The sequence below is a fragment of the Bacillus sp. FSL M8-0063 genome (assembly GCF_038005545.1).
Lineage (GTDB): Bacteria > Bacillota > Bacilli > Bacillales > Bacillaceae_G > Bacillus_A > Bacillus_A wiedmannii.
Genome location: NZ_JBBOTJ010000004.1, coordinates 1 through 15072 on the forward strand (window position 1 = coordinate 1; position 15072 = coordinate 15072).

The 15072-nt window shown below is 46.1% G+C and carries 10 protein-coding genes and 1 pseudogene; 10 read left to right on the top strand and 1 reads right to left on the bottom strand.

The window, feature by feature from the left end:
- The 8 genes and pseudogenes from MKX31_RS27960 to MKX31_RS27995 form a co-directional block, all read left to right on the top strand.
- Window positions 1-341: hypothetical protein (locus MKX31_RS27960; protein WP_340981804.1), on the top strand; the 341-nt coding region annotated here is incomplete at its 5' end.
- A gap of 86 nt (window positions 342-427) precedes the next feature.
- Window positions 428-691 (top strand): hypothetical protein, encoded by a 264-nt coding sequence (locus MKX31_RS27965; RefSeq protein ID WP_340981805.1) that lies wholly within the window; start codon window positions 428-430, stop codon window positions 689-691.
- 54 nt (window positions 692-745) lie between these two features.
- Window positions 746-1123, top strand: coding sequence for a minor capsid protein (locus MKX31_RS27970; protein ID WP_340981807.1), 378 nt, complete (start codon window positions 746-748; stop codon window positions 1121-1123).
- A gap of 1 nt (window position 1124) precedes the next feature.
- Window positions 1125-1679, top strand: a complete 555-nt coding sequence (locus MKX31_RS27975) for a hypothetical protein (RefSeq protein ID WP_340981808.1) — start codon at window positions 1125-1127, stop codon at window positions 1677-1679.
- Between the two features lie 121 nt (window positions 1680-1800).
- On the top strand, window positions 1801-2241 hold the full coding sequence (locus tag MKX31_RS27980; RefSeq protein ID WP_340981810.1) for a hypothetical protein: 441 nt from the start codon (window positions 1801-1803) through the stop codon (window positions 2239-2241).
- A 41-nt stretch (window positions 2242-2282) separates the two neighbouring features.
- Window positions 2283-2528, top strand: a complete 246-nt coding sequence (locus MKX31_RS27985) for a hypothetical protein (RefSeq protein WP_340981811.1) — start codon at window positions 2283-2285, stop codon at window positions 2526-2528.
- 14 nt (window positions 2529-2542) lie between these two features.
- Entirely contained in the window at window positions 2543-5848 is a 3306-nt protein-coding gene (locus tag MKX31_RS27990) for a phage tail tape measure protein (RefSeq protein ID WP_340981813.1), read from the top strand.
- A 41-nt stretch (window positions 5849-5889) separates the two neighbouring features.
- A pseudogene (locus MKX31_RS27995) lies at window positions 5890-6159 on the top strand (phage tail domain-containing protein); the annotation flags it as partial.
- On the opposite strand, the gene MKX31_RS28000 reads toward MKX31_RS27995, so the two are convergent.
- On the bottom strand, window positions 6129-6260 hold the full coding sequence (locus MKX31_RS28000; protein ID WP_340981900.1) for a hypothetical protein: 132 nt from the start codon (window positions 6258-6260) through the stop codon (window positions 6129-6131). The pseudogene MKX31_RS27995 and the gene MKX31_RS28000 overlap by 31 nt on opposite strands.
- A gap of 16 nt (window positions 6261-6276) precedes the next feature.
- On the opposite strand from MKX31_RS28000, the gene MKX31_RS28005 reads away from it, so the two are divergent.
- Together MKX31_RS28005 and MKX31_RS28010 are read left to right on the top strand one after the other, a co-directional pair.
- Complete coding sequence (locus MKX31_RS28005) at window positions 6277-7332, top strand: phage distal tail protein (protein WP_340981901.1); 1056 nt, start codon at window positions 6277-6279, stop codon at window positions 7330-7332.
- Window positions 7333-7423: 91 nt separating this feature from the next.
- Entirely contained in the window at window positions 7424-15055 is a 7632-nt protein-coding gene (locus MKX31_RS28010; RefSeq protein WP_340981815.1) for a phage tail spike protein, read from the top strand.
- The last annotated feature ends 17 nt before the right edge of the window (window positions 15056-15072 follow it).

The following is a 15072-nucleotide window of genomic DNA, read 5'->3' on the forward strand; positions in this document are numbered from 1 at the left end:
ATGGTGTAATGGCAATCGTACCATTAAAACAAACGGTCACAAGGCGAAGGAAGTCGGGCGATCTCGATATATGGGGCAATCCTTCGGAAGTGGAAACGGTCGAGTTAAAATGTCGTGCGGTCGAGGGTTCGCATACCACAACCGATCGAAATAGTCAGATGCACGGCGCTACGATCGTAGTCGATCTTAAATTATTACTAGATAAGCTAGCCGATATTACGTATGCGGACGAAATAGAATACGCCAATGAGTTAGGAACGGCGTACAAAGGTAATCCAAAAAACATTAACATTCAGCGGGATTTTAGCGGTAAACCGTTAATGACCGTGGTGTATATCTAATGAGCTCGCTTACGTTCGATCTAGGTAGCTTTAACAGTAACATGACACGGATTGCTAACGGCTCAGATGCGGCGGCAATGACTGCTATGAATGATTGCGTAGATGATCTCGCACGGATTGCGTCAAATATCGCACCGATCGATAAAAGTAGTCTACGTAAGTCGCATAAGAAGAGTGTTAAGAAAGAAGGCGGAAACATAGTCGGAGAAGTCTCGTTTTCGGCGTACGGTCGCGGTAATTTTAATTACGCAATTGCGATGCATGAATGGTCGTACACACCGAGTCAACCAGGCGGTTTTAATGGCTATGCGGTCGATAGTAAGTATCTAGAACGCCCGTTAAAAGGCTAATCGCAAAAGTACCTAAAGTGGTTGGGCGAAGGTATTTTGAAGGGATTGAAGTAGATGGACATCAAACAAACAGTAGCCTACGTAAAATCGCTAGTGCCTAATAACACGTATTATGCGTTTAGTTATCCCACGACTTCGAAAGACGATTGCGTATTGGTCTTAATTCATGGCGGAATGCCTACCGAAAATACGGGCGTTAGACGACCGACAATGCAATTCTTAGTACGGGGGAAGCCGAACGATAGTAGCGGCGCATTAAAGGCGGCACTAGCTCTTTACGAAGAGTTTAAGTATAAGGAAGAAATTATGATCGGCGATACGTCGGTTACATATATACAGGCGTTACAATCCTATCCGATATGGACGGGAACGGACGAGGCGAAACGTCCTATATTTTCGCTAAACTTTCAATTAACTATTAGGAGGAAATAAAATGACAAAGAATAAATCTATCAATGTACCTATCGGTGCTGCAATCGTAGAATACGGAACGGGCGAAGATATGGTTAAATTCGATATTACAAAAGGCGGAATTAACTTCGGCGTATCTACTTCGGTACAAGAAGTTACAGTCGATCAGTACGGCGAAACACCTGTTAAATCGATCATGAAAGGTCGTAAAGCAGAAACGACTGTACCATTCGCATTACATGATTTAAAGCGACTGGGCAAAGTAATGCCTAACTCTAAATTCGTAGAAAGTGGCGATAAGCAAGCGTTATTCGTATCAGCGCAAGCGGGCTTCGATATGTTATCTACTGCGAAGAAAATGGTTATCAAGCCAACCGATCCGAACGCTACGGCTAACGATTGGATTACAGTACCAAACGCAGCGGCGTCGGCTGATCCTGATTACACGTTCGATCCCGATAATGAGCGTATTGCGAACATTACGTTCAATGCGTTCCCTGATACTGACGGCACTCTATACATCTTAGGTGACGAAACTATCAAAGAGAAAGAAACCGTGGGAGCTACGGGCAAATAAAATAAAGACGATAATCGACGACTAGGGCTACGGCTCTAGTCTTTTTTGTCGTTTATCGGCGTTTATATAAACACGAAGCACAATCAATGTGTTTTATCAACTTCGACAAGGAGGAAGATATATGCTTACGAAAATCAAAAACGTATTTACACGCAAGGAAGCACAAACGGCGATGTTATCGGACGATACGTTAACGCTAGGGTCAAAGAAGGTACGAGTTAGAAAGGTAACGCCGAAAGAGTTTAAAGAGCTAATGACGGTTACGGGAAACGTTCCGAACTTAGTAATTCAAGTTATGGGCGCGCCCGAAGATCAATACGTAGCGTATGCACTCGCAGCAGTCGAAGCAGCAACGGACGATTTCGTAACGATCACTTCGCAGCTAACGGGAATCGACGAAGATTACCTTCACAATGACGCAGGTATGGCGGAGATCGTCGAATACCTCGTACAAATGACGAAATATAACGATCTAGATCGTATGGTAAAAAACGTAATGAGCCTATTACCGAAAGCGCCGACGACGAAAGCGAAGAAGAGCGAAGAGACGACGGAAGTTTAGAAGATCCGTTCGATAGTTTCCTTCTAGAAATGGCGTCAGTAATGGGCGTAACCCAACGACAAATCGAAGAAGATTATTACCTTATCGACCTCGCAATTTATGCGGAAAAGTCGAGAAATCAAAAAGCAGCGAAGAAGCTAGACCTATTAACGATAGCTAATTCGAAAAACTTAGAACAAGAAGACTACCGCAATTTAGTCCGTAACTGGACGCGAGAAGCGGGAATAAAACCGAGGCGCGAGAAGTTCAATCGATCTAAATTCGAAGAGCTACGAGCACTATCATAAAGGGGGCATTATAGATGGCGAATGCAGGAGAAATAAGAGCTAGATTAACCCTCGATAATGCGCAATTTAGACAGGGGATGCAGGAAGCACAAAGAGAAATGCAAAACACGACTAGCAAGTCGAAACAAACTTCGGAAGGTATTTCGATGTTAAATAAAGCATCGGCGGCGGCGGGAATTGCCGTCGTAGCTGCGGTAGGTGTTTCCGTTAAAGCTGCGGCAAACTTCGAACAGTCAATGGCGAAGGTTAAGGCGATATCAGGCGCAACTGATACGGAATTCAAACAGTTAGAATCAACCGCGAAGAACTTGGGAGCGACGACACAGTTCAGCGCCTCGCAAGCGGCGGACGGACTCGCCTTCCTATCGTTAGCAGGTTTCAAAGCACAAGACAGTATCGACGCAATACCGTCGGTATTAAACTTAGCTGCTGCGGGGGCTATCGATCTAGGTAGTGCCGCCGATATCGCATCTAATATCATGACGGGTTTCGGACTAACTGCGCAAGATACGCAACATGCTACGGACGTACTAGCGAAGACCTTCACGACTGCAAATACCGATATGAATCAATTAGGTATGGCGATGAAATACGTAGCACCAGTAGCAAACGCATTAGGTTGGGGTATCGAAGATGCAGCGACCGCAATCGCTAAAATGTCCGACGCAGGTATTCAAGGATCGCAAGCAGGTACGTCGCTTCGTGCTGCACTACTATCATTAGCGAATCCAACGGGACAAACGGAAAAGGCGTTCGAAAAGTTAGGAATTTCGGTCGTAGATGCAAACGGAAGTTTCAAGCCGTTACCCGAATTGATCGGACATATTAGTTCGAAAATGGAAGGCATGACGGAAACGCAGAAGACTGTAACGGCGGCGCAATTAGTAGGTACGGAAGCGTCAGCGGGATTCTTAGCGTTATTAGCACAAGGCGAACCCGCATTGCAGAAGTATAAAACAACGTTAGAAGAATCGGGCGGAACTGCTCAACGAGTGGCGGAAATTCAGCAAGCTACGTTATTAGGCGCATGGACGCAATTACAATCCGCTTCCGAAGGTTTGGCGATCAACATCGGGCAACAATTAATACCTGCATTAACGTCTGTAACATTAGGTGCAGCAAATCTAGTAGGTGCGCTAGGGCAAGTAGACCCCGCCTTCTTAGTCGCAGGATTAGCGGCAGCAGGTTTCGCAGCTACGGCGACGCTCGTTTACCTAAATATCGGTAAGATTACAACGGCTATGAAAGTTATGGGAGCTACACTTATTTCAAGCCCTGCCACGGCATGGATCGTCGGCGTATCCGCAGCAGTCGGCGCATTATCGTTAGTACTCATGAAAGCAAAGGGCGCTACGCGAGAGTATAAAGAGGTTTCACTAGATACATATCAATCGTTAGGCGAGCAGGCACAAGGAATGTATGACTTAGCGGACAAGCACGACCAACTAAAAGGGAAAATCAACTTAACTACGGACGAGTTATTACGATATCGCGATCTAACCACCGAAATCCACAAGGCGGAAGAAGGCGCAGAAAAGCAAAAACTTATCGACGAATACGAACAGTTAGGTCAAAAGTCAGGCGCTACGAAAGACGAACTAAAAGAGTATCTAGGTGTTAATGCGGAAATCATTTCGAAAGCACCTGCGACCGAACAAGCCTTCGACAAGAAAGGTAATGCGATCGCTAAAACTTCGGACGAGGCTCGAAAGCTAGGAGATTCGTATAAGGAAATGCAGCGTATCGAACTCGAATTGCAACAAACGCAACTTATGATTAATCAGAAAAAGGATCTCGAAGATATGGTCGAGGCTTCGAAGAACTATCAGACTTCGCTAAAAGAGCGTAAGGGACTCGAAGAAGCGCAAGCCGAAGCGCAACAACGCTATAACAAAGCACGAAAAGAATATAACGACGCCGTAGATCGTGGGGACGAAAGGCAAATCAACAACGCAGGGCTGATACTAAATAGCCGACGAGATTCCCTACAAACTGCAAACGCCGATCTAGCGGTTAATAAATCTGCGGGTACTGAATTAAAGGGACATCTTAACGCAGCGCAACAACGCTTACAACTAAGTCAGAAGACAACCGACAAGATTATCGAAGAGCACGCCGCAGCCGTAGGCATTACGGGAGCAGTCGGAGAACTGGCGGGAATGGTAAACGAAAGATTATCAGCAGAGCAAAACGTCGTATCCGAATTAGAGAAGCAGAAGCAGTCAGGCGCGGTACTAACTACGGAGCAAGAAAACCAACTCGCAGCAGCGAAAGAACAAGTCGAAAAGCTACAGGAAACGAAGACGGCGATCGATCAGGCTAAAGATAATCACGCAACATATAAGCAGGGTGTCGAAGATACTACGGATTCTATCGAAGATATGAATGAGGCGCTAGGAAAGCCCGTCGATAAAAACGTAAAAACGAACATCGACGAAGAGAAGAAAAAGGCGGATGAACTGCAAGAAAAGGCGGAAAAGGATGCGACGAAGAAGACGAAAGGCGATACGTCCGATTTCGACGCGAAAGACGCAGAGGCGAACAAGAAAGGGTCGAAGGAGAATACAAAGAAGACGAAAGGCGATACGTCCGATCACGATAAGAAGAACGCCGAAGCCGATAAGAAAGGGTCGAAGGAAAACACGAAGAAGACGAAAGGCGATACGTCCGATCACGAGAAAAAGAACGCTAAAGCCGATAAGGATGCGCAAAAGGAGAATACGAAAAAGACAAAGGGCGATATCGCAGACGTAGAGAAGAAGAATGCCGACGCTGAAAGGAAAATGAAAGAAGAAGTTACGAAGAATCTTAACATGGACGATAAACAGGCGAAAGCGCGTCTCGCGGAAATTAAGAGGGAAGCGACGAAGCCCGAAGAGAAGCCCGTCTATATTCGCGTATTCGAGTCGATACAACGTACAGTATCGGAAATATTCTCGGGAGCTGAAAAGCGACATAACGGCGGTACACTATCGCAAGTAACGAAACGTCCGAAGTATCATAACGGCGGTAATCCTCGCGGACTACCTGCGGGACATCGACCGAAATTCGACGAAGTGGACGCAAGGTTATTAAAAAATGAAATGGTCTTAACACAAGCGCAGCAAGCGAATTTATTCAATATGATTCGTACGGCGAATAGACCTAGTGCGCAAGTTCCCGCAAATACAAACGGAACGGCTAAAACGAACGGTGAACGCAAAGTAACGAATAACTTCCAAATCGCGGAACTTCATGTGCGAGAAGAGGCGGACGTAGAAAAAGTGGCGGAACAATTAGCGTACTTAGAACGCTCTAAACAAAGGGCTAGGGGGATATAAATATGGCATTCATCTATCGAGGGCAACACGCTAGCAGGTACATGTTAGTTAATACGATTCAGCGGGATCTATTACCGCAGAAATCTGCGAATCTACTAAAGGCGTCGGGTAAAATCGGCGCTTATGATTTCGGATCAGAAATGGACGTAATGCGATACGACGTTATTGCAACGATTACGGCTGCTACTGAATTAGAAAGAGAAACGAAGCTAGATGCGATACGCTCATGGCTAAATAAAGACGACGGCGAATTAATCTTCGACTTTAAAAACCACGTAAGCTATACGGCAAAGCTCGACGGATCTTCACCGATAACACCAATCGGTACAAGCTGCATGATCCAGTTTACGTTACTATGTTCCGATCCAGTAGGCGACGGACTAGAGAAAGAATACGAGATCAAGCGCGGCAATATGAAAACCGAAGTCGTGAACGAAGGGACTACCGAAGCATATCCGAATGTAAAAGTCAAGTTCATGGAAGATACGCCGACAATATCGATTATCGGTAAGGATTATGCGGTAACTGCGGGACAATCGCCCGACTATACGAAAAGTACAGTTCCGTACGAAGAGCGCGTACTTTATGACGAGCTTATCGATCCGAGACAATGGAGAGACGCAAGCGACATCTATAACGGGGTCGTTCACGGTACATTCGAAAGTAACGGCTACTTATTCCATCAAAAAGGATGGGATTACGGAAAGGCGAAAGAAGGCGAAACCGATCCGAAGTTTAACGGATGGCACGGCGCATCAATGTATCGAAACATCCCCGAACCTATCGATAATTTTATGGTCGAGCTGCATTCTACGTTTAGATCATGGGATCGTCGAGATATGGGAAGAGTTGGATTCTACCTACTAGATCAGAACGGGCGAAAGTTCGGTAATGCGCATATTAACGATGTTACATGGATGAAAACGCAGCAGCTTGCGACGGTTAAGTTCGGCGATCTTAACAACGGAATCCAAATGGTTTACGATCGTGGCGGCTTCGATGGCGTATGGTCGGAATGGAATGACGGCATTATTCGATTCGGGCGAAAAGAACGTAAGGGCTACGTTACATGGTTTACGTATTTCGCGTTAAAGGATTCGAAAACAGGTCGATTCCATACCGAACTATATCGAGAATATGCCGATTATACTGGGCGTTATCTTAACAAACTAGCGGGCGTTCAACTAGAAACGTCGATGTTAGGTAATGGCGACAAACGTTATTACATGACGCTAAATCACGTTAACATATTCAAGTATAACGAGAATCAGCGCGATCAAGTAAATGATATGGCGTTCAAAAGCGGTGATACGCTAGAGGTCGATATGGGGTCGGCTGCAATCTATAAAAACGGAATTCTCGCAAACGATCTACTAGATCCGTCGAGTGATTTCTTTAGTATTCCGACGGGACGATCAGAACTAGCGATATTCCCCACGAGCGCGGGCGATACGAATATTACATTCACAAATAAATACCTTTAACACATTAAAGTGATCTTGTCAAATTACCGACGGGATCGCTTTTTTGCGTTTATATATACGTCGCTAAAGCGGCAAAGAAAGGCGGTATACAATGGCGAATATCAAAACAAACAACATGATTATCGTAACAGATCCATACGGTAGGCAAAAAACGATTCTTACTAACTACCTACCGAAAACACCTAAGTTTTTCGAGGACGGTCATTTAGAGCAACTGGACGGACTTCTAACGTATCAATTTAGTACGTTGGCAAGTGATCCCGCTACTGCGCACTTAATCGCAGGTAATAACGTGATCGTACGAAACAAAGATCGTAAGTTAATACTATTTACGATTATCAGAACGAGAGAAGAGCGCAGGGACGGAAAGTACGTCCGAACTGTATTCGCAGAAAATGCAGCTATCGACGATCTATACAATAGCGTAGTAGATGGCGAAGAGCTGCGAGCAGTTAGCGCAAAAGACGCAGCGACGAAAGTACTAGAGGGCACGGGTTGGCAATTAGGAATGATCGATTATGCAGGACTAGAAAACGTTAACCTTCACGAATACCCTACGGCATTAGCTGCGCTGCATCAGATTCGCGATACATTCGGTTTCGAAATGGAATTTACGGTAAGTTTCATCGGGACGCAAGTACGCGAGAGATTCGTACATCTAATTAAGAAGCGCGGAAACAACACGGGTAAACGATTCACATTCGGAAAGGATCTGACGGGCGTTACGCGTCAAGTAGATAGATCCGACATCGCAACGGCTATTATTCCAATCGGTAAAGCAGACGAGAACGGAAAGCGCCTTACGATCGAAGCATTCCAAAATATACACGACGGTTACGTATCACCTAAAGGTCAAAAATGGGTCGGAGACGATCAGGCATTGCAGCTATACGGAAAGAACGGAAAGCATCTATTCAAACGTTTAGATCTAAGCGGCGTAGAAAACGAATACGAGTTAATGAAAGCAGCAGTCGAAGAATTAAGACGCGTTAAACAACCGCGAGCGACGTACGAAATGTCCTGTTTACTACTCGAATCATTAACGGAATATGAACACGAGAAAGTACGACTAGGCGACGAGATTCTAGTAAAAGATACGACGTTCGATCCTGTACTAGCCGTAAAAGCGCGAGTAATTTCGATCTATCGATCTTATACAGATCCTTCGAAAGATTACGTCGTACTAGGCGAATTCGTGCCGCTAGTGATCGATAAGAACAAGCAGATCGAAGCGATTCAACAAACGATTAATCAGAATATAACAAAATGGGAACAAGGCGGCGAAGTAGTTCTTAAAAGCCCGAATGAACCCGTTAAAAGTAAACGTACGCCCGATATGCTATGGCTAGATACTTCGGCACAACCAAACATTATGAAACGTTGGGATGCTGAAAACAATCGCTGGGTTAATTCGTCGGCAACTACGCCGCAGGAAATCGGAGCAGAAACGCCCGAAGGAGCGCAGGATAAGGCAAACAAAGCCGAAGGGACTGCAATCGCAGAAGCAGCGGAAGACGCAGCGATTAAGGCGAAGAAGGCGGAAGACAAGGCGATTGAAGTAGCCGAAGAAATGGACGAAGAAATTAAGATCGAATTAAAGTCGCACGTCGAAGGTCTAGTCGAAGAAGTCGAAAAGGAATTAACGGAAGTAGCCGACAAGAAAGCGAAAGACGCCGAATTAAATGCGAAACTATTCGTAGAAGGATATGCGGAAAAGGAATGGCACTACGGCGATACACCGCCCGAAGACCTAAAGCAGATATGGTTCGATATGTCAAGTACGCCGAATAAGATCCGCAAGTACAACGAAAAGACGAAAGTATGGGACGCAGCGACGCCAACGTCACCGAAAGATATCGGCGCAGCAGATCCGACGGAAGTACTAGAAGCAGCGAACAAAGCGCGAGACGCGGCGATTAAAGAGGCGAAGACAGAAGCGAGCAAGGCGAAAGACGCAGCGATCACGGAAGCGAAGCGATTAGACGAATCGATCTTAACAGAATCGAAACGTATTGCGAAGGAAGCCGAAGACGCAGCGAGAGAGCATACGAACGAGGTAACAAAGCAGGTCGAAGAAGCGCTAAAAAAAGATTCGCAGAACAAGGCGGATCAAGCGAAAGAGGGCGCACTAAGCGAAGCAGATAAACGAATCAATGCAGCAAAAGAAGCAGCGGCAAAAGATGCACAAGCTAAAGCGGATCAGGCGAAGAAAGATGCGGAAGCAGAAGCGAAGAAGTTGTCGGACGCAGCGAAGAAAGCAGCGGAAGAAGCCGCAGCAGCGGACGCAAAGAAAAAAGCCGATGCAGCGCAAAAAGCAGCCGAAGACAAAGCAGCGAAAGAACTAGCGGACAGAATCGCAGGTTTATCGAATGTCGGTCGTAATTTATTACTGGGCACAAAGGGCGTAACGCACATCGTAAAAGATGGCGAAAACAAGAATCATACGTACTTTAAATTCGTAGATAATGCGATCAAAGATATTCAAGGAAAGTCGCTAACAGTATCGTTAAAAATGTCGGGTAAAGTAGCGTCAATGGGAACGACGAATCCGTGGGTAGGTATGGAAATAAAGATATCGTATACGGATGGGACATTCCAGTACATCAGCGGTAGAGCCGAAACAATCATAAAGCCAAACGTTGAATACAACCGACTTCAATTAGTCGGAACGGGCAATGTATTCGACAAGCCGATTAAAGAATTATCTGCGTATGTGTTAGCTCGCGACTTTACGGACGGAACGATTACGCTAGAAGAATTCAAAGTCGGAATCGGAACAATGGCGACGGATTACGATCAGCCACGAGAAGAGGAATTGCAGGAGGTTCGCGATACCATCGGATCGGCAAGCGGGCAAAACCTAGCGTTAAATAGTGCCGCGAAATTAGGGTGGATTGGTTGGAGCGCTACACAAACGACGCCCGATAAGTGGTCGATTGGTACTACTGGGGCATTAAATGGATTTACGCACGTATTCCGCCTAATTAACAAGCAGCCTTCGACGGCTGAAAACTTCTTAATCAATACGATCCCTGTCGCAAACATTCGCATACTAGGGAAGAAAGTGCAGTTCGGCGGGTGGGTTTATACGGAATCAATGACAACGGGTGGTATTCGTTTCTATGCGAGATTCAGCGGTAAAAACGCAACAGGCGCAGAGGTTTTAAAATACGCAAATGCGGGCGCAGAAAACGACATTCGCGGGAAGCATTGGCAGTGGGTAACGTTCGAATTCGATAACTGGGACGGAATGACGAGTCTTGACGAAGTTCGTATAACTGCGAACTGCTTAAAAGGATCAAACGGCGAAGCATGTGTTACTGGCGTAATGATGAAAGTATCGGAAGTATCTTCTCAATGGACGCCATCGCCGCTAGATTTCGAAGAGTTAGCGAGCGACGCGGGCGTTCTTACAAAGGGTACGTTATCAGCCGAAAGATTATACGGACAGACTATCGACGGGAATAAAGCTAACTTCGTAAATCTTAACGCTAGCAACATTAGTACGGGAACGTTAAGCGCGGAGCGTTTAGAGTTCGGCGGACGTCTTCGCAATGTCGCAGGTAATGCTAAAACAGAATATAGCAGCGGAAATTTAATAGCTAACGGAATGACGGGAATTGATAATATAGCAGTTCCACGATGGATCGTTAATAATACATTCCCTGCGACGGCTACTATCGACCTAACTACGATAGTCGGCGAAGTATGTAAGATCGGATTCACTACGTATTACACAACGGACGCACGATACATTCCGAAGAGTTTCAAAATCGAAACATCGCTAGATGGTACGAAATGGGACGGTGTAGCGGATATAACGAACAATACGTCAGGAGAGCCGAAATCATACACGTTCGGAGGTCGTCAAGTGCGATACGTTCGTATGATCGTAAGAGAGCCGCAAGCAGGACAAACCGTATGTAATATAGCTAACTTCGAAGTATTGGCAACGCAAGGCGGGTCGATCCTTACGGGCGATTCAATTCTAACAGGGCGCATCGATGCTACGAAAGTAGATGTCGATAACCTTAATGCGGGCAACATTAAATCAGGTACGCTACATTCAGATCGTATCGCAGCGAATTCGATTAATGCGGAAAAGATCGCAGCAAATGCGGTTACGGTTACAAAGATTCATGCGAATGCAGTCACGGCGGAAAAGATCGCAGCGAATTCAATCGACGCTAGCAAGATTGCAGCAAATGCGATCACGGCGGAAAAGCTGCATATACTGGCGAAGAGTCTCGTTAATAACCCAACGATCACAGGCGACATAAGTATCGGGTGGAACGTAGCTAAACATGCGTCGTCAGGCGTTGTATTGCGTGGATCTTCGAATATGGGTGATACAATTCAGCATACATTCACGACGGCAGATCATGACACGCCAACGCAGTACAATTCGAACTACTTCGAGGTCGATCCGAATCAAACGTATAAATTCAGTATTGGAATGTTTGTCGATAAGAATAATCGAGACGCTTCGCAATACTTCGGATTCAATGCGTACGATAAGAACATGAAAGAGATCGAAACGTACTTCGTTAACGCAAATGGTACGAATATCGACAATACGCCGCGTACAAATCCGTATTTCTGGTCGGGAAAAGAGGTATCGGGATCATGGCGAATGATGGACGGTTATGTAATGAGTTCGCAAGGTCAAGCGTACGAATGTCCTGCGGGTCGTAACGTACATCAGAACTTCAAAATGCACCCCGCTACGAAGTACTTACGTATGCGATTCTATTCGGGATATTATCCAACGAAGAAAAATCAGGCGATGGAAGTATTATGGCACTCACCTTCGGTAACTGCGGTCGATAGCGGTACGATCACGGCTGAAAAAATCGTAACAGGCACAATCGATGCGAATAAAGTCAACGTTACGAATCTAAAGGCGAATAACATTACGTCGGGTACTATGACTGCTGATCGAATTAATGGCGGTACAATCAACGCAACGAATACGAATATTATCAACTTAAAAGCGGGTAATATTACAAGCGGTACGATCGATGCAGCGAAAATCGCCGTTATTAACTTAGATGCGAGTAAGATCACGACAGGAATGTTAAACGTAGGGTCGGCGCAGTTAGCAAGAGGGACAGACTTTAAAGCAGGTTGGTCGCCGTGGCGTAGGTCTGACGATTTAGGCAAATGGTCAATAGGTCAAGACTTTCTAGCTATGACATCTGCGGTAACCGCGGAAAAGTTCATATGGACACCTCGATTTTCTCTAATGGGCGGACAGTCAAAAACTATGACACTATCATACGAATGGCACAGGGACGCAAACACATCGGTACAATCGGAGGTATATGTACTAGCTTCGAAAAAAGATGAAGTCGAGTTAACGGAATCATTCGGACACGACTACGCATTCGTACTAGGTGGAAACGAAAGCCCTGTAGCTCTAGGCAATAATTGGTACAGAGTTACGAAGACATTCAAACTACAAGACGACGTAAAAAGCGCCGTACTTCGATTAGATCATAACGGAAGTACTGACGGTAAAACCGCAAACTATCGCTACCGTAAAGTTATGTTAAATTACGGAGATATTGCGCTATCGTGGTCGCCACACACTGACGAGAGTCTAGGTTATGGCGCTATTACTGCGGACAAGATCCGAGCGGGCGCAATCACTACGAATAAGTTAACCGTCGGAGACTTTACGAACTTAGTACCAAATAACGCATTCATTAACGGAACTCGTGACGAATGGGATCGGGGAAATGTCGTAGGCGCAGCGACTTCGGGCGTACCTGCGGGAGCACCGACGCAATATGTAGGAACGCAAACCGAACGAGATACGTACGTGGGTGATTGGTTCGCAGTCAAAACAGGCGACCGATTCTACTGCGAATTAACTGCGGCAACGGCAAATAGTGGCGTACCGATATCGTTAGGTCTTCACTATGTCGATAAGGATAACAAACCGTACTGGACTGTCTTCACGCCTCGAATCAATCCTACGGGCGGAAAGTGGGTTACACAAGGCGGAGAAATTCACATATCTATCGAAAATGCTACGAAGGCGAAAGTCTTTATGCAGGTGGACGGCACGACGGGTTCGACGTTCGGAACATGGTACATGACTAACGCGAAGATCCATCGTAAGACGGACGCAAATCTACTCGTAGACGGATCGGTAACGGCTTCGAAGGTTGTAGCTAATGCGATCACGGCGGACAAGATCGCAGTAAATGCGGTAACTACCGATAAGATTGCAGCGAATGCAATCAACGCAAGTAAGATCGCAGCAAATTCCATCGATGCAGGAAAGATCGCAGCGGGTTCGATCACTACCGACAAGATCGCAGCAGCAGGAATTACGGCGGATAAAATCACGTCAGGTATTCTCGATGCAAACCGCGTACAAGTTCGAAATCTAAACGCAAGTGTAATTACGGCGGGAACGATGTCGGCGGATCGTATTACGGGCGGAACGATTAACGCAGCGAGTACGAACATCATTAACCTAAAGGCGCAGAACATCGCAGGCGGAACGATTAATGCGGATAACGTAGAGATCAGTAACGGGCGCGTAACGATCAACAAAGACGGCGTAACAGTAACGGACGCGCATTTCTTAGTTAAAGACGCGAGAACGGGACTATTATACACTACGGCGGCTAGTACGAACTTATTATACGATCACTCATTCGAAACGCTACAAGCGGACGGCGGGGCAATCGGTGGAATCTACTACAATGTTATGTGGGACACGGTGTCGGGCGAGCTTAACGATTCGTTTTGGAAGTGGGCGAGAGTAGGTACGCCAAAAATGGCGAATGCTTATACGCACGACGTTCCCGTAGAGGCGTCACCGTTCGGACTAAATGCGGGATTATTCAATCAAGGAAACTACCTAGCGCAGAGATTCGGCGTTACGGAAGGTAAGCAGTATACAATCTCATTCCACGCAGCGAAGCCGATGGGCGGACTAGCGGCGGGACAACCTCGATTAATTATCGAGCACATGAAGGATAACAGCGTAGTTCACTCGGAAACGAAAGACTTCCCGATCCCGTCACCTGCTGCGGGCGATTATGTCAGATATGGCACTACCATCACGGCAAATGGAAATATCGCAGGAGGTCACACAAAATCGATTCGAGTTAGATTTATGACAACGAACGGCAACTGGTGCGTATACGATGGCGTACAGGCGGTAGCGGGTAACAGAGCAGCGCAATACGACGCAGAGGATGCGTTATGGAAGTTCGGACAGAATCGTACAAAGTTAGATAGCATTAACGTACGTAAGGTATACGGATCAGATGTCGTCGAAGGAAAGGTATTACGATCCGAGAATTTCCAAGTTCCGTATAAAAACGGTCGTGCGGTAGTCGATCACGCTAACGGTAACGTATCGTTTAATGCCGCGAGTGGTAATGTTCATATCGGTAACATGAATACAAATGAGATCATCACGGACAAGGTTATGCGCGTACTGCAAGGTATGAGTATTCGAGGTAAGAACGAAAACGGCGTAGGTCTAGAAACTAATGCTATTATCCGATCGTGGGGCGCTAACGTCGAAATCAATGGTGCAGTACTAAGAGCGCCCGCAGTAACCTTCGTTAACGGAGCGTCTTCACCTTCTCACGAAGATGGTACGCTATGGTTTGGTAGCGGTTGGCAAGGTCTAGGTTTCTACGTAATGTTAGGCGGCGGTTGGCATACGGTCGTAGCGGGATTCGGCGCAGGCTAAACCGCAATAACGAAGCA